The following is a 21,837-nucleotide window of genomic DNA, read 5'->3' on the forward strand; positions in this document are numbered from 1 at the left end:
CGTTGCCCGAGGAGGCCTGTCTCAGCTTCTCGAAGGGGCGGGCGCGGGCCTCTTCTCGGCATGCAGGAGCAGCTCTATGTGTTCCCGCACGACGGGCTTGGCGTCGGTGGCGACCTTTCTCACCTCGGGGGAGGAGCCACTCTCGATCTCCTTCTCTATGGCGGCGAGGGTCTCGCGGTGGCCTTCGAGCTCCTCGCTGATCCAGGTCCTGTTGAACGCCGCGCCGCTCAGTGCCGCCAGTTTGTCGAGCTGCTCGCGCTGCGCGGCGGTGGGACGGTCGGGGAGCTTGACACCGAGCCGGTCGGCTACCTGCCGTACGGCCCGGTCCAGCTTCGTGTGGTCGGCGACGAACCTCTTTGCCAGGTCGCGGACGACCTTGGAGCTCTCCTGCTCTCCGGAAGCCGAGGTCTTCGCCTCGGCGGCTTTACCCCCCTCGATCTCGGCCAGGTTGGCCTGGTGCGCCTGGACGAGGAAATTTTTGTCCTGTCGGCTGATGGTATGTGGGGTGGGCGTGACGGCAGCGTAGGCCGTGCCGCCCGTCACGGCCACGACGACGGCCAACAGGATGATCATCTTTCGAACCATTCGGATCCTCCGTCGATCAATCCATGGTCGGAACTATCACCTCTCTCCCATATGTACACATTTATGTAGATATAGCGCCATAAGCAGTAAACATTATGAAATGTACGTATATGGTGCCTTGGTAGATAGGGGCGATCCCGCCGCGCCCGCGTGTCCGGGCGAATTGGCGGCGGATGTCCGGGCCGATACCCGGAAAACGCGCCGGACCCCACCCGGGTGACATGGGCCGTGGCTAAATGTGATGAGATTTACCCTGTTCACGTGATCCGTCCGCTCGAGACTCGTTCGAGGGGGACACCACGACCGTCATGACCTGCCGGACAGTGGCCGGACAGTGGGAGGTGGGCGTCATCGGTATCGTCTCGCCCGGGTTCTTCGGCCGCCGTCGCGCCGGCAACCCGGACCTGCCGCCGGGGCAGTACCTCACGGAGGACTTCCCCGTCCTGTCGGCCGGACCCACGCCCCTGGTCTCCACCGACGACTGGAGTCTCGGTGTCACCACCGAGACCGGCGAGGTCGTCCGCTGGAACTGGGCGGAGCTCAACGCACTGCCCGTGGAGCGGTTCACCGTCGACCTGCACTGCGTCACCAAGTGGTCCAAACTCGGCACCACCTGGGAGGGCGTGTCACTCGACACCCTCCTCGACGGCGTGGAGACCTCCGCGGAATACGCGCTGGCGACCTCCTACGGCGGCTACACCACCAACCTCCCGCTGGAGGACCTCCTCGACGGCCGGGCCTGGATCGCCGTCCGCTACGAGGGCGAGCCCATCACCCCCGAGCACGGCGGGCCCGCCCGGCTCCTCGTGCCGCACCTCTACCTCTGGAAGAGCGCCAAGTGGGTGCGCGGCATCCGGCTCCTCGACGAGGACCAGCCGGGATTCTGGGAGGGCGTCGGCTACCACAACTACGGAGACCCATGGCGCGAGCAACGGTACTGGGGCGACTGACCTGGAGGGTCGCCACGGTCACCGCCGTGCGCGACGAGACCTCCGGAGCACGCACGATCACCCTGGACGTCCCCGGCTGGCCCGGCCACCTCGCCGGCCAGCACGTCGACGTACGGCTCACCGCCCCCGACGGCTACTCCACCCAGCGCTCCTACTCCATCGCCTCCGCCGCGGACGGGGAACGCGTGGAGCTCACCGTCGAGCCGCTGCCCGACGGTGAGGTCTCCCCCTACCTCGCCCAGGTCCTCTCGCCCGGAGACCCGCTGGAGATACGCGGCCCGATCGGCGGCTGGTTCGTCTGGCGTCCGGAGGCGTCCGAGCCGGTGCAACTGGTCGCGGGAGGCTCGGGGGTCGTCCCGCTCATGGCGATGATCCGCGCCCGCGCCTCGGCCGGGGTCGGCACACCGTTCCGGCTGCTGTACTCCACGCGCGGGCCCGGCTCCGCGCTCTACCGCGCCGAGCTGGAGCGCCACAGCGCCGACGGCTCCGGCCTGGACGTCACCTACGCCTACACGCGCGAGGTGCCCGACGGCTGGGCGCGCCCGCCCGCGCGGGTCGACGCCGCCCTGCTCGCCGAGGCCGTCTGGCCCGTCGAACGGAAACCGGCCGTCTTCGTGTGCGGTCCCACCGGATTCGTCGAGACCGTCGCGGGCCTGCTCGTCTCGGCCGGGCACGACCCCCGCCTGATCCGCACGGAACGCTTCGGCCCCAGTGGAGGACCATCATGAGCCAGGACCACCTCGACGGGAACGCGGCGGGCGGAGCACTGCGCGACGTGTTCGCCGTCGACCTGACCGCCGCCACCGGCCGGTGCTCCGGCTGCGCGCGAAGCCTCACGCTGGCCGAGGCCCTCCTCTACACCCACGCCCCGGGTCTGGTGGCCCGCTGCCCCGGGTGCGAGGAGGTCGTCTTCCGGCTCGTGAGGGCACCGGGGCGGGCATGGCTGGACATGCGCGGCATGACGTGCGTCCAGTTCGAGCTGCCCGCCGACTCCTGACACTCCTGCGAGACGTCAGAGCCTGACGCCCCGGGGACGGTACGGCTCGGCGAGGAAGGCGAGTTCCTTCTCGGTGAGGGACAGGTCCACCGCGGCGACCGCGTCGTCCACATGCCCGGCCTTGGTCGCGCCCACGATCGGGGCCGAGATGCCCGGCTGGTGCAGCAGCCAGGACAGCGCCACCCGCGCGGGAGCGACCTCGCGCTCCCCTGCCAGCTGGGCGACCCGGTCGAGGATCAGACGGTCGTTGTCGGCGTCGTCGTAGAGGGCCTCGATCCGGGGGTCGCTGCCCGCCCGGGTGGTGACCTCCTCGGATCCGGCGCGGGCCAGCAGACCTCGGGCCAGCGGGCTCCACGGGATCAGGCCGATGCCCTGGTCGAGGCAGAGCGGGTTCATCTCCCGCTCCTCCTCCCGGTAAAGGAGATTTTGATGATTTTGCATCGACACGAATTTTGTCCAGCCGTGGATCTCGGCGGTGTGCTGTGCCTTCGCGAACTGCCAGGCGTACATGCTGGAGGCGCCGACGTAGCGGGCCTTGCCCGCGCGGACCACGTCGTGCAGGGCCTCCATGGTCTCCTCGATCGGCGTGTCGGGGTCCCAGCGGTGGATCTGGTACAGGTCCACGTAGTCGGTGCCCAGGCGGCGCAGTGAGGCGTCGATCGAGGAGAGGATGTGCTTGCGCGACAGGCCGCCGTCGTTGACGCCCTCGCTCATCGGCAGGCACACCTTGGTGGCGAGCACGTAGTCGTCCCTGCGAGGGAAGATCCTGGCGAGCAGGCGGCCGGTGACCTCCTCGCTGGCGCCGAACGAGTAGACGTCGGCGGTGTCGAAGAACGTCACCCCCGCCTCGGCGGCCCGGCGCACGATCGGCTCGGCCGCGGCCTCGTCGAGAACCCACTCACCCCATTTGGCGGGGTCGCCGTAGCTCATCATGCCGAGGCAGATCCTCGACACCTTCAAACCGGTGGACCCCAGGCGCACGTATTCCATGTCAAACCTCCCGATCTTCAAGAGCCTGAGCCCACCCTACGACCGCGGCCTCCGAGCGGTTCGGCCCACCCGCCGCCGTTCCCCGCGGATGGGCGCGCAGACCCGGGGCGGTGGTTCTCCCGCCCAGCGCTCTCCTGGACTCGTACTCCACGCAGGAAGATCAGGACAGGTGGCGGGACCACCACTCCAGGACGGCCTCGAAGCGCTGCAGGCGGTGCCTCGGGCGGCCACTGCGCGTGAGCTCGTGGCCCTCGCCGGGAAAGAGCAGGAACTCGGCGGGGACGCCGTTGCGGCGCAGCGCGACGAACATCCGCTGCGCCTGCTCGACCGGGCAGCGCAGATCGTCCTCGGAGTGGACCACGGCGAACGGCAGGGTGATCCGGTCGGCCCGGTAGAGCGGGCTCATCGCGCGCTGCGCCTCAGGATCGGGGCCGCAGTAGGCGTCGGCGAAGAACCAGCCGATGTCGGAGGAACCGGTGAAGGAGTCCCAGGCGTTGACCGCGCGCTCGCTCCAGGCGGCCCTGAACCGGCTCCCGTGGTGGGCGGCGAGATGGCTCGTCATGAAGCCGCCGTAGGAGCCGCCCATCACGCCCACCCGCTCCGCGTCGCACTCGGGAGTGGCCAGCGCCGCGTCCAGCAGGGCGAGCACGTCGTCGGCGTCCACGGTGCCCAGCGCGCCGACCACCGATCGGCCGTGCGCCTGGCCGTACCCGCAGGAGCCGCGCGGATTGGGCAGGACCACCGCGTACCCGGCGCCCGCGTAGATCTGGGTCTCGTCCAGGAACGCCCACCCGTGCTGGTGGAAAGGGCCGCCGTGCACGTTCAGCAGGACCGGGTGCGGCCCGTCGCCCTCGGGCAGGGCGAGCCAGCCGTGCACCGGGTGGCCGTCGGCGGAGACGGCGGTGATCTCACGCAGCGGCCTGATCCCGGTGAGGGCGCCGGAGAAGTCGGTCAGCGCCCCGTCGGGGGTGACCACCTCGCCGGGGCTCGCGGGCGTGGACACCACCGCGACGACCCTCTCCCCGCAGACGGTGAACGCCTTCACGCTCGCCCGCTCGCCCAGGACCACGACGAGCTCCTCCAGCGGTGCGTCGAGGGCGCCGGAGGGCACCAGGCGCAGTTCGACCGCGCCGCGCGTCCGCACCGCGACCAGGACGCCGTCCTTTCCGGGTGCGGGAGGCAGCGAGTCGCAGTCCACCGACTCCTCCTCGGTCAGCCGGGTCCCGGCCGCCGCCCCGCCGCTCTCGCCGGCGCCGCCGATCCGCAGCGGGGCGCGGTACAGGCCCGTGTTGCGGGCCACCGCGTCGATGCCGGAGAACGCCGTACCGAGATAGAGCACCTCCCCGCCCGGCAGGGCGACGGGATGCTCGGCGGAGCCGTCGCTGCGCACCGCGAGGATCGGGGCGCCCCCACCGGAGGGGACCGCGTACACATCCGTGTGCAGGCTCTCGCCGTCGAGGTCGCGGGGAGCCGAGACCAGCACGTGCTCGCCGTCCGTGGTCCAGCCGGGGGAATCCACGTCGTAGGGACCCTCGGTCAGCCGTACCGGTCGCGGGACGTCGGCGAGGGCGTTCACCACGAACAGGCTCTGTGGCCGGTCGAGGGTGAAGCCGGCCCCGTCGGTCCGGTAGCGCAGCCCGGTGATCCGGCGAGGTGCCTCGGCCGCGGCGCTCACCCCCTCCTGGGTGCCGTACCGGCCGGGCTCGGCGACCCGGGCGACGAACGCGATCCTGCGGGAGTCCGGCGCCCAGACCGGGACACCCGCGCCCAGGGGCAGATCGGTGATCGGCCGGGCCTCGCCGCCGCCGGTGGGCATCACGTACAGCTGCGGGCGGCTCCCTTCGGTGGCGTCGGAGCGCAGGAAGGCGACCCGGGCGCCGTCGGGGGAGATGCGCGGCGCGCTGTCGCGCTCGCCGAAGGTGAACCTGGCGGGCGGGCCGTCGGCGGGCACCCGCCACAGACTTCCCGGGTAGGCGTCGGCCTCCGGGTCGGGGGTGGCCAGGTCGACGAGGAGGAGATCACCGTGGAGCGTGACACTCCCGGGAACGGTGAGCTGGGCGAGGTCTTCAGGGCGCATAACCAGTAAAGCTATCCAAGGTGCGCTTTGGCGGGCGCGCTCTCGGGCGGCTTTCCGCCCGTGCCGGAGGGTTCCCCGGGGTCCCTGCTCTCCTCAGCGCGGGGACGGCAGGATCATCGTGACGCCGGGAACGGAGCCGATCGAGGCGAGCGCCGCTCCGGCCTCCTCCAGGCCGATGGAGCGGGTGAGGAGGGCGTCCGGGCTCAGGGCGCCGTCGGCGACGGCCTCCAGCATCGCCGGGTAGGCGTGGGCGGCCATGCCGTGGCTGCCGAGGAGTTCGAGCTCGTAGCCGATCACCCGGCCCATCGGGAGCGGGGTGAGTCCCGGCAGCAGGCCGATCTGCACGTGGCGTCCACGGCGGCGCAGGCTCTCGATCGAGGCCACGCACGTTGCGGGACTGCCGAGCGCGTCGATGGAGACGTGGGCGCCGCCCGAGGTCAGCTCCCTGACCCGCGCGGGGACGTCGGCCTCGGGTGCTCCGGCCCCGACGCAGGCGACGGCGCCGAAGCGCCGGGCCAGCTCCAGGGCTCCCGGCGAGACGTCCACGGCGATCACCCGGGCTCCGGCCGCGGCGGCGATCATGACGGCGGAGAGCCCCACGCCGCCGCAGCCGTGCACGACCACCCACTCGTCCGGCCGTACCCGGCCCACGGCGGTCACGGCGCGGTAGGAGGTGGCGAAGCGGCAGCCCAGGCTCGCGGCGGTGGTGAAGGCCATCTCCTCGGGGAGCCGTACGAGGTTCACGTCCGCGTGATCGACGGCCACGTACTCGGCGAAGGAGCCCCAGCGGGTGAACCCCGGCTGGGTCTGGTGTTCGCAGACCTGCTGGTCACCGGCGAGGCAGGCAGGGCAGGAGCCACAGGCGCAGACGAAGGGGACGGTCACCCGGTCGCCCGGCCGCCACGAGGCGACGCCCGTGCCCACCGCCTCGACGACCCCGGCGAACTCGTGCCCCGGCACGTGGGGGAGGACCCGGATGTCGGGGTCGTGGCCCTGCCAGCCGTGCCAGTCGCTCCGGCAGAGCCCGGTGGCCTCCACCCGGATCACCGCTCCACCGGGCGGAGGTTCGGGGGCGGGCACCTCCCGGACCTCTGGATCGGCCCCGAAGGCGTCGAAAAGCACCGCTCGCACCCGCCCACACTCCTCTGCCCCGGCCCGTGGTCTCCGGCGCTTTCCGCCGGTGGGCCCACCTGACCGGTGAGCCTATTCGGTCGGTGAGCGGGTCCGGTCGGCCGGTCCTGTTCGGTGGTCGGCCGGCTCGGCCTGTCCGGTTCGGTCAGGTCGGCCGGGTGGTGGGGCCGGCGGCTCCGGACGGTCGGCGGGTCCGGTCGGCCGAGGGCCCGGCCAGGTCAGGGGGCATTTCCGGGATCGTTTCTAGGGGCGTGGGACCTCCCGATACGCCGTGTCCGCGGCCGGTCGTGAGGTCTCCTGATTAGAAGGTGCACTCTGGGAGAGAGGGAGGGGCACAAGGGTCAACTGATCGGACGGTGTGATGGGGCAGCAAGTCGACAAGGACCGCTATTCCGAGGCGGAGTTCCTCAGCTTCAGGGGGAAGCTGACGGAGCAGCTCGACACCCTTCGCGAGGTGCTCGCAAGGCCGGGTTTCGGCGCCGGTCCCGCGACCATCGGGGCCGAGCTGGAGATGTTTCTCATAACGCCCGAGGGGAGGCCGCTTCCCCGTAACCAAGAGGTGCGGGTCGCCGCGGACGACGACCGGCTCACGCTGGAGCTGGGCAGGTTCAACCTGGAGGCCAACCTGACTCCGCTGCCGATCGCCGGGCGGCCGTTCACCGCCCTGGTGAGCGAGATGCGGGAGATCATGACCGTGGTGGACGCGGCGGCCACGGCGCAGGGCGGGCAGGCCGTGGTGATCGGGATCCTGCCCTCGTTGAGCGAGTTCGACTTCACCCACGAGGCGCTGAGCGGCGATGGCCGCTACCGGGCGCTGGCCAGGGGCATGCGGCGGCTGCGCACGGAGCCGTTCCGGGTGCGCGTCGAGGGCGTCGAGTTGCTGGAACTGGAGGTCGAGGGGGTGATCCTGGAGAGCGCCAACACCTCCTGGCAGGTTCATCTCCGTACGGCCCCCGCCGAGTTCGCCCGCGTCTACAACGCCGCCCAACTGGCCATCGGCCCGGTCCTCGCGGTCAGCGGGAACTCGCCCTGCTTCCTGGGCAGGAGGCTGTGGGAGGAGACGAGGATCGCGCTGTTCGAGGAGGCCGCCGACGACCGGGACGTGGAGCGGCTCGACCGCCGGGACCGGCGGGTGGGGTTCGGTTCCGGCTGGGTGCGAAGCGCCGAGGAGATGTTCGAGACGTGTGTCCGCGACTACGAGCCGGTGCTGCCGATGACCTTCGCGCCAGAGGAGGTGCCCGTCGGCGGCGTCCCCGGACTGGCCGAGCTCCGGCTCCACCAGGGCACAGTGTGGCAGTGGAACCGGCCGGTCTACGACCCCGGTGACGGCGGCCACCTGCGGGTGGAGATGCGTGCCCTGCCCGCCGGGCCGAGCGCGCCCGACATGGCGGCCAACAGCGCCTTCCTGCTCGGGCTCACCGCAGCCCTGGCGGTCCAGCCGGTGGAGGACTTCCCCTTCGCCGGGGCCTACCGAAACTTCTACCGCGCCGCGATCCACGGTCTGGACGCGCCGCTGAGCTGGCCGGGCCTGGACGAGGAGATCCCCGCCGAACGGCTCGCCCTTGAGCTGCTGCCGGTCGCCGAGGCCGGGCTCGACAGGATGGGGGTGGACCCGGACGAGGCCCGGTGGACGCTGGACATCGTGCGGGAACGCGTCATCCGCCGCCGTACCGGTGCGATCTGGCAGCGGGAGGCGCTGGCTCGCGAGGGCGGCGACCAGGCCGCGGCGGCGCGCGTGGTGAGCCGGTACCGGGAGCTGTCGCTGGGCGGGGAGCCCGTCCACACCTGGCCTTTCTAACCGCAAAGGGATTTGAGTACCGGCATACTCATGAACTCCGCATCTTGATCCGCCGATCCTGGCGGAACCGGACAGGAAGAGACCCCCTCATGAGTCAGATGAAGGTCGTATCGGCCGAACCGTTCGGGCTGAAGCGGGACGGAGGCGGCCTCACGGCCGGAATCAAGATTCTGGAGAAGGACCTCAAGCGGGCATCACTCGACACCGTCCTGGCCAAGGCCAACCGGGTCACGGTCAGGAAGGGGTCGGCCGGCACCGGGGCGTTCGGCACGATGAAGCCGAAACCGGTTGACTGGTACACCTTCGACGCCGGGGACAACGCCACCAAGGAGTGGTATCCCCAGGGCCTGACCTGCGCCTCCGACGCCGGGATCGCCGGGAGCGCGTTCGTGGTGAGCTGGTACCACACGCCGTCGTCGGGGGCGGAGCGGGGCGTACGCCTGACCTTCGTGAATCCCGCGACGCTCCGCTACCGGCACGTCCTGCTGGTGCGGGCCGGCGCCGACGGAGGCATCACACCGATCAACATTCACGCCGGTGGCGTCGCCTGGTACGGCAACCTGCTGTATGTCGCCGACACCACCCGGGGCCTGCGGGTCTTCGACACCCGGCAGATCTTCGAGATCAACGGGAGCGGTACGGAGACCATCGGAAGGAAGGCCGGCGTGTACGACGCGTTCGGCTACCGGTACGTGATGCCGCAGACCGACGCCTGGACCACCACCAGCGGCAGCGTCCGCTTCTCCTTCGCCGCCGTCGACCGCAGCACCGATCCCGATGTGCTGATCTCCGGCGAGTACGTCGACACCGCGGGCACGGTCGGACGGGTCGCCCGCTGGCCGCTGACCGCGGAGGGGACGTTGAACGCCCCGGCGGGGGGCGTCGTCCAGGCGATGGACGCCTACGCGCTGCCGGGGGACAAGATCCAGGGCGCGCTCTCCTACGAGGGCGTCTGGTATCTCAGCCAGGCGGCGGGCTCCACCAGGAACGGCACCCTGATCGTGGTCGGCGACACGGTGCGTAAGCGGCCCTATCCGGTGGGGCCGGAGGATCTGACCTGTGTCCGGGGCAAGAGGACGCTGTGGAGCGTGAGCGAGTTCGCGGGCCGTCGCGTGGTGTACGGCGTGCCGCTCTGAGGAGCCACTTCGATGACCGGTGCGCCCGGGGACGGCGGCGAGCACCGGCGCCACCGCGGGTCGCCCGCGCTGCTGGTCGCTTCGACGGCACCGGCGTGCCCGGGGTCGCTGTGAGGGCGTGGTGCTCGACGTTCCCGAGGCCGCTGGGGGTGGTCGTACGGTGTGCCGCTCCGAGACCGTGGGCCCTTTCAGTGGGGGGAGCCGCCGAGCAGGCGGAGATCGCCGCCCAGGGAGACGGAGACGGCGGTGGTCGCGATCGCGGTGAGCGCCTGGGCGACCAGTGCGACGGGCATGGAGGGCATGGCCTCGCCCAGGACCTGTTCCGGGCTGAACGGCACGTGCACGAAGCCTCCGCGAACCGCCGGTCGCTCGGTGGTGATCATGTGCATGAGGCCGTAGAAGAGATGGTTGCACAGGCACGTCCCGGCGCTCTGTGAGACGCTCGCCGGGACTCCGACGGCCCGCGCCGCGGCCACGCACGCCTTCACCGGCAGGGTGGAGAAGTAGGCGGCGGGGCCACCGGGCACCACCGGCTCGTCGATCGGCCGGTGACCCGTGCCGTCGGGGACGCAGGCGTCGTCGAGGTTGACGGCCACCCGCTCCACCGTCACGTCGGGTCGCCCTCCGGCCTGCCCGACGCACACGACCACCGCTGGATCGTGCTCCACCATCGCCGCGCGCAGGTGCTCCAGCGACCCGCCGAACGCGCAGGGGAGCAGCGCGGTCCGCACTCCGGGGACGAGCCCGATCGCCTCCCACGACGGGTTCGCGGCGCCGTCGAGCGGCTCCAGCCCGGCGAGCAGGACGCCCTTCATCGGTGCTCCGAGACCGCAGGTCCGGAGTTCGAGGGCTTCGAGGGCAGGGCGCAGGCGGGGGTGCCGCCCGGCAGGCGGTGACGGTTGGTGGCGACGAGCCGGTAGACCCCCCGGGCCACCCACCGGAACGGCGGGATCCGCAGCACGAACCCCAGCGGGCTCCACGGGAGACCGGCGGCGATCAGCAGCCTGGCCACCGCCTGCGCCCCGCCGTACACCCGGCCGTCCTCGACCCAGAGCACCTCACGCTCGGCCCGCTCGCGCGTGACACCCAGCGCCCGGAGATCCGCGAACTGCCAGGGGACGACCCGGGCGCGCACCCCGATGCGACGCTCGGCGAACCGGATGCTCGTCGTGCAGAAACCGCAGTCGCCGTCGAAGACCAGTACAGGTTCTTCCGTCATGCACCTGACATTACCCAGGAGGACCCGATCAAGGCCCGGCGACCAGGGTGACCGCGACCGGACGGTGGTCGGAGTGCGGCACATCGGGGTTGGCCTGGTCTTTTCCGGTGAACCCCGGGGTGACGAGCACGTGGTCGATCTGCTGCGCGGGCCCGCTCCGGGACGGGATGGTGTTGAACGGCCTGACCGGGGCGAAGGGGTCGGTGAGGCCGGCGTCGGTCAGCACCCGCCAGGCCGGATCGCCGGGCTGGAGGTTGAGGTCACCGGCCACGATCACCGGGGTGTCACCCCTCGCGGCGTTCCTGACGATCTCCCCGAGTTGCTCGACCTGGTCGAGTTCGCGCCAGCCCGGCGGAGGCTGCAAATGGGTGCCGATCACGGTGACGTCCTCGCCCCGCCACCGCAGTCCGACCTCCAGCGCCTGCGCGCCGGTCGGGCCGCCCTGGACGAGCACGTGGTTCTTGATCGAGGTGATCGGCAGCGTGGTGAGCAGGGCGTCGCCCCACACCTCGTCGGTCGCCGGGGCCCAGATGTAGTGCATGTCCAGCCGTTCGGCGATCAGCCGTACCCCGTCGTGGCCGCCGTTGAGCAGCCAGCCCCGGTCGGCCTCGCTCAGCACCACCACGTGCGGTCTCAGCTCCCTGAGCGCGTCGGCCTGCTGCTCCAGCGAGAGCCTGCCGGACTCGCCGTAGCCCATCCTGATGTTGTACGCCGCGATCCGCAGTCCGTCCTCGGGGCCCTTCCAGCCGGGGTGGGCACCCTGCCACAGGGGAACGGCCGCCACCAGCGCGACCGCGGCGACGGAGGCCGCCGCGAACCGCCGGTCGTAGGAGCGGCGCGGCAGGCCCGCGCTTCCCGTCACGCCGCCGAGCGCGACGACGAGCGCCGCGCAGATCGGCACCCACGCGTTGGGCAGGTAGAGGTCGTAGGCGGCGTAGTAGCCGAAGACGAACACGACGAACAGCAGCATGCCCCCGGCCGTCGCCAGGCCCCGCCGGGCCGGCCGATCCCGGCCGAAGGTCGTCGCGGCGTGCGCGAGGCAGGCCCCCAGCGCGACCTGCCCGACGATCTGCGCGACGATCGTCCAGCCGGGCGCCACCCCGTGAACGCCGTCCACGGTGGCCCTGCCGAATGTGAACGCCACCGCCGAGGCCACCAGGGCGACCGCGGGCAGCAGCGGGCGGCGCAGCACCGGCAGCGCGGCGGGCGCCGCCGACACCACCGCGAACGCCGCCACGATCACGGCCGCGGCCTGCTGCGCGGAGACGGTCGCCGCCTGGGCGTGCGCGGTGTTGCCGGTGTAGAGGCCCCAGAGCAGCAGGGCGGGGCCGAGCGTCAGCCAGGCGCGGGGAGCCCCGGAGTACTCCTCGTCCGGGGGTTCGGCCCGGACCGTGAACGCGCAGAAGAGCAGGAGCTCCACCACCAGCAGCAGCCACGGGACCGCTCCAGGCCGCCACATCAGGTCGATGCCGTCGAGCGCCGCGTGGATCACCGTGGAGGCGGCCAGGCCGGTGATCACCCCACCCATCACGGGCCGGGCGTCGATGCCGCTCATCGCGATCGCCACCAGCCAGACCAACCCGGCGAGCAAACCGAGACCGGCCACGTACAGTTGCGGCCCCCCGCCGTCGGTGAGCTGGAGTGCGAGCCGGGACAGGAGCAGCAGGCCCGCGGCGCCGAGGGCGATCAGCGGAGGGCGGACGAATCTGGCGAGCGGTACGGTCAGGAAGGCCAGGACGAACCAGGAGACGGCGAACAGGCCCATCATCTCCGCCGGGGTGCTTCCCGCCCGGCCGAAGAGTGTGATCAGCGATGGCAGGAAGACCCGGAGCACGTCGACGAGCACGACCACGCCGAGGGTCACGTCCAGGCGGATCCGCATGCTACCTCCCAAGAACGCGAGCTATCCTCGCCTTCTTCGCCGCCCATGACAAGGGCGAGACCTGCCCGAAGCGTCGCCCCCGTGGGGGAGACGACCTCGCCGGAGCCGGAGCCGGAGCCCTTCAGCGAGCCGGGGGCTCCTGTGACGATTCTCCGGGCGAATCCGGGTCCGCGGCAGGAGAGGAAGAGGGGTCGAGGTGGCGGAACGCCTCGTGCGCGGAGCGGACACTGTCGCGCAACGCCTGTTCCAGCTGATCGGCGTCCTCGGTGAGCCTCCCGATCTCCGGTACGGCGAAGGCGTCGGCGCCGGACTCCGCGAGCAGTTCCTCGTAGCGGGGGAGCCGCGCGCGAAGCGCCTCGATCTGGTCATGGGCGCGCAGCGCCCGCTCGGCGTCGGCCACGTGGCTGGCGTAGCGTTCCAGGGCCTCGACCCGCGCGAGTACGGCGGCCTCGCTCGCGGCCAGCGCCCGCTCCAGCGGCGCCATGGCGGCGGCCACCTCCGGAGTGCTCCCGCCGTACACGAACTCCTGGTGCTCGTTGCGCAGTGAGGAGAGCTTGTTCAGCAGCCGGGCGATCTCCCACTCCTGGGTGGGGAGCATCACCGAGTTGCGCACGCTGTCGAGCATGCCCGCCGCGTTGACGCGCGAGCGCAGGATGTAGTCGATCGCCTGCTGGGTCCGGTCGAGCAACTGTCCGGCGGCGTAGTCGAAGTCCTCGGCCGGGAGCAGGTAGCGGCCCTCGTACCAGCGGGCCTCGCGGTAGAGCTCCTGCTCGACCGTCTCGGGCTCCGCGGGCTCGCGGGCGGCCAGCAGGCCGACGAAGACCACGAAGACGAGCAGCGAGAGCATGAAGAACAGCAGCTGCCCGACGTCGGCGAGGAACATCAGGCACACCAGGAAGAGCGCCGCCACCCCTCCGCCGGCGTTCAGGAAGCGTCCGGTCAGGCGGGAGTTGGGCGGCGAGGGCTCGGGGGTCCAACCGGCGCGGATGCGCGACAACATCGACGCGTGCCGGCGGAACAGGTCGGCGGTCCGGGGGGGAACTTCAGGATCGACCACCACTGACCGCACAGGCTCGTCCCTCCGTTCGATCACATTTCACGTCAGCCGAGATGGCGGAAAGCCTCGTGTGCCGAGCGTACGCTCTCGCGGAGTGCTCGCTGAAGCATGTCGGCGTCACCGCTGAGATGCCTGATCTCCGGCCCGGAGAATCTGGCCGCGCCCGTCTCGGCGACGAGCTGCTCGTACTCGGGCAGATGCGCCCGCAGGACCTCGATCTGTCCCTGGGAACGCAGCGCCCGCTCGGCGTCGGACACGTGGCCGGCGTAGCGTTCCAGGGCCTCGACCCGTGCGAGTACGGCGGCCTCGCTCGCGGCCAGCGCCCGCTCCAGCGGCGCCATGGCCGCGAGCACCTCGGGGCTCCTGCCGCCCTTGGCGAGGTGGCGGTGTTTGGCCCGCAGCGAGGAGAGCTTGTTCAGCAGCCGGGCGATCTCCCACTCCTCGGCGGGGAGCATCACCGAGTTGCGCACGCTGTCGAGCATGCCCATCGCGTTGACGCGCGAGCGCAGGATGTGGTCGATCGCCCTCTGGACCCGGCCGAGCTGGTGTCTGGCGTCGTAGTCGAAGTCCTCCAGGATCAGGAAGCGCCCGTGCCAGTGCCGCGAGTGCGTGTACAGCAGCCGCTCGACGGAGTCGACGGGAGAGGGCTTCCTGGCGAGGTAGACCACCCCGAGGATGAAGAGATAAAAGATGATCAGCGGGATGAGCAGGACGACGGCCTGGGGGATCGGAGCGCCGGCGAAGACGAGGCCGCCCCCCACGACGGCGACCGACCCGCCGAAGAAGCCCATGAGCACTCCCGGAACCCTGGGGGCGTCCACGTCCCTGGGCGGGCGTTTGGTGCGGAGGCGATAAAGCAACGGGCCGTTCTGGCGGAAGAGGTCGGCGACCTCCCCGGGCACCTCAGGATCGACCACCACGCGCTGCACAGGCGCCCCCTTTGCCGTGTTTCAAAAGCATAGCGATTAACCATGTTTCAGGTCATGCCTCCTTACATGGTGCTCCCTATCATCAAGTATCGCGTGCCGAAAAGAAGATCGGGATGATTGTCCGGAGATCGCCCCAGGTGGGAAGGGGGTCCTCCCGGGCCGACCAGGGGCTGAGAAGGATCCGTCCCGGTAGACGGGCCGGTGGGAGCCTCAAGGTGGTCGCGGCCGTCGAGAGCCGGCCCGGGAGGCGGATCGCCTCGTGTCCCACGGTTCGCTTCGCGCCCGGGATATCCGCAGCTCACGGTCCCGCCCGGACAGATCGTTTCGTGTCCTACGGTTCGGTGAGGACGTAGAGCAGCGCGGCCATGCTGGTGCCGCACGTGACGTCGCCCCTGCCGACCATGTCGCGGACGTCGTCGAGTGGCACCCACTCGACGCGCTCGGCCTCCCACGGGTCGGTCGGTGGGCCGATGTGGACGGCGCCGTCGGCGCGGAAGATGTGGTGGACCGAGTCGGAGAGCCCGTTGCTCGGCTGGACGCGCAGCAGCGGGCGCAGCGGTCCGGGGCGCCATCCGGTCTCCTCCTCGAACTCGCGGGCGGCGGCCGTCGCCGGCTCCTCGACGTCCTCGATCCCGCCGATGGGGATCTCCCAGCCCCACGAATCGGGGATGAAGCGATGCCGCCAGATCAGCAGCACCCGCCGCCGATCGTCGGTGACGACGGCCCCGGCCCCCGGCGCGGTACGGATCAGCCGGTAGTCCAGGCGCCTGCCGTCGGGAAGCTCCACGTCCGCGACCCGGACATCGAGCCACCGATCGGTGTAGAGAGGTTCTTCTGAGTGGACCTGCCAGCGCATGCGGTGTGCTCCCAGCCTGTTACCTGATCTCGTCCACGCTACCGAGGGCGCGGCCCCGGACGTTCGGCGTTTCTCCCGGACGCCGTCAGCCGATCCTCTCGCCGTACACGTGGTCGACCGTCATGACCATGAGCACCCGGCGGTCGGAGACCATCACCGCCCGGTACTCGTCCCAGTCCGGGTGCTCTCCGGCGGCGAGGCGGTAGTAGCGCACCAGTGCCTCGACCTCGGGACCGTGCGGATCGTTTCCCGGCCCGGTGAGTGTCGCCGTGCCCTCGGCGGTGACCCATGCCAGACCGTCGGGGGCGGTCACCTCCAGTGTGGCGCGCGGGTCTCGCCGCAGGTTCGCCGTCTTGGCGCGTCCCTCGGTCATCGAGACGTAGACGACCTTGGCCTCCGGGTCGTAGAAGGGCATGACGGGGGAGAGCTGGGGGCGGCCGTCGGACTTGATCGTCGCGAGGACACCGAGGCGGCTTTCCGCGAGCAGTGCGCGCGGATCGAATGGTGTGGCGGTCATGCTCAGGGCCAAGGCGCGACCGGATGCCGATTATTCCCCCGCGACGCGGGGCCGAGAGGGCGGGGGCGCTTCGCCGGGGGCGAGGACACGGGGCACTTCGCCGAGATCGAAGACCTCCCATCAGTACGACACATCTGAACGTTTCATGCGGGCTGGTCGGCACAGGTGACCGCGCGACAGGCATCGTCCCAGGTAGAGGCGGAAAACGGCTCACCATGCCCGGAACGGCGGTGTGCTATTTGCGAAATAAGTAGGCTTAAAGTCTTGACGGGGATAAGCGCCCGGAACGTAATGGGTAGTGAGGTCCCAGGGGTGATCCTTCCGGTGCCTCCGCGGCTGGATCACATGAGCGGGATGTGGGGACGCTTCGCGCCCTCCACGTCGTGATCGGCCATGTCGACATTCACCACCTCGCCGCACCATGCCTTCTTTCGTGGTGTCACCGGTGAGGCGCACCCTCCTGGGAGAAGCACGTGACCGATCGAACGAGCCCTGCGGCCGAGGCCCGCCTCGGCCCGGTGTGGTCGTCCCCATCGGTGTCGTGATGGCCAGGAGGCCGCCTCCGCCGCTCCGCCGATCGCGGTCACCGTGCCACGGAACGGCATGATCCGGACGATCCCCGACCTGGATCCGCGCAGTCGGCCGTCGCCGTACGTCTCCTCGTTCGGCGACGGTCTCCACCTCGGGAGGGCGTCACCCACCTGAGGCGGAGGGCGTGACCTGACCCACACCCCCCACCCCCCGAAGGAACAACCGTGCAACCATCTTCGCCTGCTACGGCGCGCAGACCGGTCCTGACCGGTATCGTCGCCGGGTTGCTGGCCGCGGCGTTCACCCTCGTCGCCCCCGTCACCTCCACCCTCGCGGCCACCCCGGCCCTGCACGCGTCATCATCCGGCGTCAACGGAGCGGGTTCGTCGTACCAGGCGCTCGCGCTGAACATCCCGGCATCCGACTACCAGCAGATCTCACTCGCGTCGGGCGGTAACGAGATCGGCGAGGCGATGTCACTGGCCGTGTTGCCGAACCGGTCGGTCCTCCACACGGCCCGCGACGGCACGCTGCGCGTGACCGACGTCAACGGCAACACGAAGGTGTCCGCCAGGCTCAACGTCTACACCCATGACGAGGAGGGCCTGCAGGGGGTCGGAGTCGATCCGAACTTCGCCACGAACCGCTACGTCTGGCTGTACTACTCACCCCGGCTGAGCACGCCGAACGGCGACGCCCCGGCCACCGGCACCCAGGCGCAGTTCGACCAGTGGAAGGGCGAGTTCTACCTGTCCCGTTTCACCCTCAAATCGGATGAAACGCTCGACACGGCCAGCGAGAAGGTGGTCCTGCGGGTCGCCAACGACCGCGGTCAGTGCTGTCACGCGGGCGGCGACATCGACTTCGACGCGCAGGGCAACCTGTACCTGACCACCGGCGACGACACCAACCCCTTCGAGTCGAGCGGCTACTCCCCGCTGGACGAGCGGACCAACCGCAACCCGCAGTACGACGCCCAGCGCTCGGCCGGCAACACCAACGACCTGCGCGGCAAGCTGCTGCGGATCAAGCCGCAGGCGGACGGCACCTACACGATCCCCAGCGGCAACCTGTTCGCGCCGGGGACGTCGGGGACGCGGCCGGAGATCTACGCGATGGGCCTGCGCAACCCGTTCCGGATGAGCGTCGACAAGGCGACCGGCGTCGTCTACCTGGGCGACTACGGGCCGGACGCGGGGTCGACCAACTCCAACCGGGGGCCGAGCGGCCAGGTGGAGTTCAACCGCATCACCTCCGCCGGCAACTACGGCTGGCCGTACTGCACGGGCAGCAACACCACCAACGAGACCTACAACGAGTGGAACTTCGCCTCCAACAGCACCGGCCCGAAGTACAACTGCTCGGGAGGCCCGACCAACAACTCCTTCCGCAACACCGGACTGACCACGCTGCCCCCGGCCAAGCCGGCGTGGATCAAGTACGCCGGTGACTCCGGCTCGCCGCCGGAGTTCGGCAGCGGTTCGGAGTCGCCGATGGGCGGTCCGGTCTACCGGTACGACGCGAACCTGAACTCAAGCGTCAAGTTCCCCGCCTCGCTCAACGGACGGTTCTTCGCCGGCGAGTACGGCCGTCGCTGGATCAAGGCCATCGAGGTGAAGAGCGACGGCGGTTACGGCGAGATCTCCTCGTTCCCCTGGTCGGGGACGCAGGTGATGGACATGGCCTTCGGTCCCGACGGAGCGCTGTACGTGCTGGACTACGGCACGGGAAACAACAACCAGGCGCTCTACCGGATCGAGTACATCGGCCAGGCGGCCAACCGCAACCCGATCGCGAGGGCCTCGGCCGACAAGACCTCGGGAGCGGCTCCGCTGACGGTGAACTTCTCCTCGTCGGGCAGTTCCGACCCCGAGGGCGGCGCGCTGACGTACTCGTGGAACTTCGGCGACGGCACCACCTCCACCGCCGCCAACCCGACCAAGACCTACACCACCAACGGCTCGTACACCGCCACGCTCACCGTGCGCGACCCGCAGGGGCTGACCGGAGGCGCGAGTGTCAGCGTGACCGTCGGCAACACCGCCCCGTCCGTCACGCTCACGTCGCCGGGCGACGGTCAGCTGTTCTCCTTCGGCGACACGGTGCCGTTCCAGGTCAGCGTGAGCGACCCGGAGGACGGCACGATCGACTGCTCGAAGGTGACGGTCACCTACTCGCTCGGCCATGACAGCCACGCTCACCAGATCACCTCCAGGAACGGCTGCAGCGGCTCCATCGCGGTGCCGGTCGACGGCGAGCACGACTCCGCGGCGAACATCTTCGGTGTCTTCGTGGCCTCCTACACCGACGGGGGCGGCCTGACCGCCACCAGCAGCCGGACGCTGCAGCCACGCTACCGGCAGGCCGAGCACTTCGGCGCCCAGCAGGGGGTGCAGACGGCGGACCACGCCAGCGCCGATGGCGGCAGGACCGCCGGCTTCATCGACGACGGCGACTGGATCTCCTTCCAGCCGTACAACCTGAGCAACGTCACGAGCTTCACCGCGCGGGTGTCCTCGGCGGGCGCGGGCGGCCGGATCGAGGTACGGGCGGGCTCGGCCACGGGCACGCTGCTGGGATCGGTGAACGTCACGAGCACCGGTAGCTGGGAGACCTTCGCCAACGTCTCGGCGAACATCAGCGGCGGGCCGAGCGGCGCCACGACGCTGTACCTCGTCTTCCGCGGCGCGACCGGTCAGGGCTACCTGTTCGACCTGGACTCCTTCACCTTCGGCACCGGCACGACGCCCAACCCGACGCCGACGCCGACGCCTTCCGGGCCTTCCGGTGACACGAGCGCGTTGCGTGGGGTGGCGTCGAACCGGTGCCTGGACGTCAATGGCGCCTCGCAGACCAACGGTGCGGCGGTGAACATCTGGGACTGCAACGGCCAGGCCAACCAGCGGTGGACCTCGACCAGTTCGAACGAGCTGCGGGTGTACGGCAACAAGTGCCTGGACGTGAACGGGGCCGGGACCGCCAACGGCACGGTGGTGATCATCTGGGACTGCAACGGTCAGAACAACCAGAAGTGGCGCTTCAACTCGGACGGCACGATCACCGCGATCGGCAGCGGCAAGTGCCTGGACCTGTCCAACTCCGGTACCGCCAACGGCACCAGAGCGCACATCTGGACCTGCCAGGGCAGCACCAGCCAGAGATGGAACCGCGTCTGAGGCGGTCCGCCTCCTACGCGACCCCGACCACTCCACGAGCACCTCATCGATGTGGCGCCCGGCGCGGCCCGGCTCATCGCCGAAAAGGCCCCGCCGGGCGCCACGATGGAAGGACGACCATGCTTCGACATCTGATATCCGCCGCGGGCGGCGACCGGAGGACACCCGTGCTGCGACGCCTCTCGGCCGCCGCGGTGGCGCTCACCGCAGCCGCCGCCACGATGATGGTCCCCGCAGTCCCCGCCCAGGCCGCCGCCTTCAAGGTGCTGGTCTTCTCCAAGACGGCCGGGTTCCGGCACGACGCGATCCCCGTCGGCATCCAGGCCATCCGCGACCTGGGGGCCTCCAACGACTTCACCGTGGACGCGACCGAGGACTCCAACGCCTTCAGCGGGTCCAACCTCGCCCAGTACAAGGCGGTGGTGTTCCTCAACACCACCGGTGACGTGCTGAACGACACCCAGCAGAACGCCTTCCAGTCGTACGTGGACGGCGGCGGCGGATATGTGGGAGTGCATTCGGCCGCCGACACCGAGTACAACTGGCCGTACTACGGGCAGCTGGTGGGTGCCTGGTTCAACAGCCATCCGGCGATCCAGCAGGCGACGGTGCGGAACGAGGACCGGGCGCACGCCGCGACCGCCCATCTGGGGACGACATGGTCCCGGTCCGACGAGTGGTACAGCTATCGGAGCAACCCCCGTCCGAACGTGCGGGTCCTGCAGAACCTGGACGAGAGCAGCTACAGCGGCGGTGGCATGGGTGACCACCCGATCACCTGGTGCCGTCCCCAGGCCTCCGGCCGCTCGTTCTACACCGGGCTGGGCCACACCCAGGCGTCGTACTCGGACTCGAACTTCCGCACGCTGCTGCTGGGCGGAATCCGGTACGCGGCCAAGGCGGTCAACGCCGACTGCCGCCCGGAGACCGGCTACACGGCGTTGTACAACGGGTCGACGACGGGCTGGTCGCAGGCCGGTCCGGGGTCGTTCGCGAACAGCAACGCCACGCTGACCTCCCAGGGTGGCATGGGCATGCTGTGGTACAGCGCCAAGGAGTTCGGCTCCTACTCGCTCAAGCTCGACTGGAGACTGACCGGCGACTCCAACTCGGGGGTGATCGTCGGGTTCCCGGCCACCAGTGACCCGAACGCGGCGCTCAACACCGGGCACGAGGTGCAGATCGACGCGACCGACAGCGCCGACAAGACGACGGGTGCGATCTACGGCTTCAAGGCGGCGGACATCGCCGCACGTGACGCGGCGCTGAACCCGCCGGGTCAGTGGAACACCTACGAGTTGCTGGTGGAGGGTGAGCGGCTGCAGGTGTTCCTGAACGGCGCGAAGATCAACGACTTCACCAACACCGACCCGGTCCGCTCGCTCCAGCAGGGCTACATCGGCATCCAGAACCACGGGTCCGGCGACGTGGCGGCGTTCCGCAACATCCGCATCAAGGAACTGACCACCCCGAACCCGACCCCGACCCCGACCCCGACCCCGACGCCAACTCCGACCCCGACGCCAACCCCGACGCCCTCGCCGACGCCCACCGCGAGCACGAGCGCGTTGCGTGGGGTGGCGTCGAACCGGTGCCTGGACGTCAGCGGCGCCTCGCAGAGCAACGGTGCGGCGGTGAACATTTGGGACTGCAACGGCCAGGCCAACCAGCGGTGGACCTCGACCAGTTCGGGTGAGCTGCGGGTGTACGGCAACAAGTGCCTGGACGTGAACGGGGCCGGGACCGCGAACGGCACGGTGGTGATCATCTGGGACTGCAACGGTCAGAACAACCAGAAGTGGCGCTTCAACTCGGATGGCACGATCACCGCTATCGGCAGCGGAAAGTGCCTGGACGTGTCCAACTCCGGCACGGCCAACGGCACCAGGGTGCAGATCTGGACCTGTCAGGGCAGCACCAACCAGAGATGGAACCGCGTGTGACCGTGATGTGACGTGACTCCGGAGCCGGTCCGCCCTCGGCGGGCCGGCTCCAGGGGGCGTCCC

The 21,837-nt window shown here is 70.4% G+C and carries 18 protein-coding genes; 7 read left to right on the forward strand and 11 right to left on the reverse strand.

The features are described 5' to 3' along the window. Positions 1-21 precede the first annotated feature (21 nt). A complete protein-coding gene (locus AB0B90_RS10340) occupies positions 22-573 on the reverse strand; it encodes a DUF4142 domain-containing protein (RefSeq protein ID WP_350943904.1) in 552 nt (183 codons plus the stop codon). A gap of 362 nt (positions 574-935) precedes the next feature. On the opposite strand from AB0B90_RS10340, the gene AB0B90_RS10345 reads away from it, so the two are divergent. From AB0B90_RS10345 to AB0B90_RS10355, 3 genes are read left to right on the forward strand one after another with little or no spacing between them, the layout of a single operon-like run. Further along, positions 936-1,535 carry a sulfite oxidase-like oxidoreductase gene (locus AB0B90_RS10345; RefSeq protein ID WP_362922221.1) on the forward strand — a complete coding sequence of 200 codons (600 nt, stop codon included), beginning with the start codon at positions 936-938 and terminating at the stop codon, positions 1,533-1,535. Beyond that, positions 1,505-2,263: a ferredoxin reductase gene (locus AB0B90_RS10350; protein ID WP_350943903.1), complete on the forward strand. Its 759-nt coding sequence runs from the start codon at positions 1,505-1,507 to the stop codon at positions 2,261-2,263. The genes AB0B90_RS10345 and AB0B90_RS10350 overlap by 31 nt, the downstream gene beginning before the upstream one ends. Next, the gene (locus tag AB0B90_RS10355) at positions 2,260-2,532 is read left to right on the forward strand and encodes a DUF6510 family protein (RefSeq protein WP_350943902.1); all 273 of its coding nucleotides are present in this window, start codon (positions 2,260-2,262) and stop codon (positions 2,530-2,532) included. The genes AB0B90_RS10350 and AB0B90_RS10355 overlap by 4 nt, the downstream gene beginning before the upstream one ends. A 15-nt stretch (positions 2,533-2,547) precedes the next feature. Here AB0B90_RS10355 and AB0B90_RS10360 read toward each other — a convergent pair whose 3' ends face one another. The 3 genes from AB0B90_RS10360 to AB0B90_RS10370 all read right to left on the reverse strand — a co-directional run bounded on the left by AB0B90_RS10360 (position 2,548) and on the right by AB0B90_RS10370 (position 6,730). Further along, positions 2,548-3,522, reverse strand: a complete 975-nt coding sequence (locus AB0B90_RS10360; protein ID WP_362922076.1) for an aldo/keto reductase — start codon at positions 3,520-3,522, stop codon at positions 2,548-2,550. Positions 3,523-3,682: 160 nt separating this feature from the next. Beyond that, positions 3,683-5,599: a S9 family peptidase gene (locus AB0B90_RS10365; RefSeq protein WP_362922078.1), complete on the reverse strand. Its 1,917-nt coding sequence runs from the start codon at positions 5,597-5,599 to the stop codon at positions 3,683-3,685. A gap of 93 nt (positions 5,600-5,692) precedes the next feature. After that, the gene (locus tag AB0B90_RS10370; RefSeq protein ID WP_350943899.1) at positions 5,693-6,730 is read right to left on the reverse strand and encodes an alcohol dehydrogenase catalytic domain-containing protein; all 1,038 of its coding nucleotides are present in this window, start codon (positions 6,728-6,730) and stop codon (positions 5,693-5,695) included. A 361-nt stretch (positions 6,731-7,091) separates the two neighbouring features. On the opposite strand from AB0B90_RS10370, the gene AB0B90_RS10375 reads away from it, so the two are divergent. Both AB0B90_RS10375 and AB0B90_RS10380 read left to right on the forward strand, forming a co-directional pair. Further along, entirely contained in the window at positions 7,092-8,528 is a 1,437-nt protein-coding gene (locus tag AB0B90_RS10375) for a glutamate--cysteine ligase (protein WP_362922080.1), read from the forward strand. Positions 8,529-8,626: 98 nt separating this feature from the next. Then, positions 8,627-9,664, forward strand: coding sequence for a hypothetical protein (locus tag AB0B90_RS10380; RefSeq protein WP_362922082.1), 1,038 nt, complete (start codon positions 8,627-8,629; stop codon positions 9,662-9,664). Positions 9,665-9,852: 188 nt separating this feature from the next. Here AB0B90_RS10380 and pcp read toward each other — a convergent pair whose 3' ends face one another. The 7 genes from pcp to AB0B90_RS10415 form a co-directional block, all read right to left on the reverse strand. Beyond that, positions 9,853-10,479, reverse strand: a complete 627-nt coding sequence (pcp, locus tag AB0B90_RS10385; protein WP_350943894.1) for a pyroglutamyl-peptidase I — start codon at positions 10,477-10,479, stop codon at positions 9,853-9,855. Continuing rightward, the gene (locus tag AB0B90_RS10390) at positions 10,476-10,883 is read right to left on the reverse strand and encodes a DUF393 domain-containing protein (RefSeq protein WP_362922084.1); all 408 of its coding nucleotides are present in this window, start codon (positions 10,881-10,883) and stop codon (positions 10,476-10,478) included. The genes pcp and AB0B90_RS10390 overlap by 4 nt, the downstream gene beginning before the upstream one ends. Before the next feature lie 28 nt (positions 10,884-10,911). After that, on the reverse strand, positions 10,912-12,765 hold the full coding sequence (locus tag AB0B90_RS10395; protein ID WP_350943890.1) for an endonuclease/exonuclease/phosphatase family protein: 1,854 nt from the start codon (positions 12,763-12,765) through the stop codon (positions 10,912-10,914). Positions 12,766-12,886: 121 nt separating this feature from the next. After that, complete coding sequence (locus AB0B90_RS10400; RefSeq protein WP_362897129.1) at positions 12,887-13,834, reverse strand: hypothetical protein; 948 nt, start codon at positions 13,832-13,834, stop codon at positions 12,887-12,889. A gap of 32 nt (positions 13,835-13,866) precedes the next feature. Further along, a complete protein-coding gene (locus AB0B90_RS10405) occupies positions 13,867-14,751 on the reverse strand; it encodes a hypothetical protein (protein ID WP_362922087.1) in 885 nt (294 codons plus the stop codon). 331 nt (positions 14,752-15,082) lie between these two features. Further along, complete coding sequence (locus AB0B90_RS10410) at positions 15,083-15,607, reverse strand: NUDIX hydrolase (protein WP_350943886.1); 525 nt, start codon at positions 15,605-15,607, stop codon at positions 15,083-15,085. A gap of 85 nt (positions 15,608-15,692) precedes the next feature. After that, complete coding sequence (locus AB0B90_RS10415; RefSeq protein ID WP_350943884.1) at positions 15,693-16,124, reverse strand: PPOX class F420-dependent oxidoreductase; 432 nt, start codon at positions 16,122-16,124, stop codon at positions 15,693-15,695. A 755-nt stretch (positions 16,125-16,879) separates the two neighbouring features. On the opposite strand from AB0B90_RS10415, the gene AB0B90_RS10420 reads away from it, so the two are divergent. Continuing rightward, entirely contained in the window at positions 16,880-19,831 is a 2,952-nt protein-coding gene (locus tag AB0B90_RS10420; protein ID WP_362922089.1) for a lectin, read from the forward strand. Positions 19,832-19,950: 119 nt separating this feature from the next. Further along, positions 19,951-21,774, forward strand: coding sequence for a lectin (locus tag AB0B90_RS10425; protein ID WP_362922091.1), 1,824 nt, complete (start codon positions 19,951-19,953; stop codon positions 21,772-21,774). Positions 21,775-21,837 lie beyond the last annotated feature (63 nt).

The organism is Streptosporangium sp. NPDC049078, assembly GCF_040648855.1.
Lineage (GTDB): Bacteria > Actinomycetota > Actinomycetes > Streptosporangiales > Streptosporangiaceae > Streptosporangium.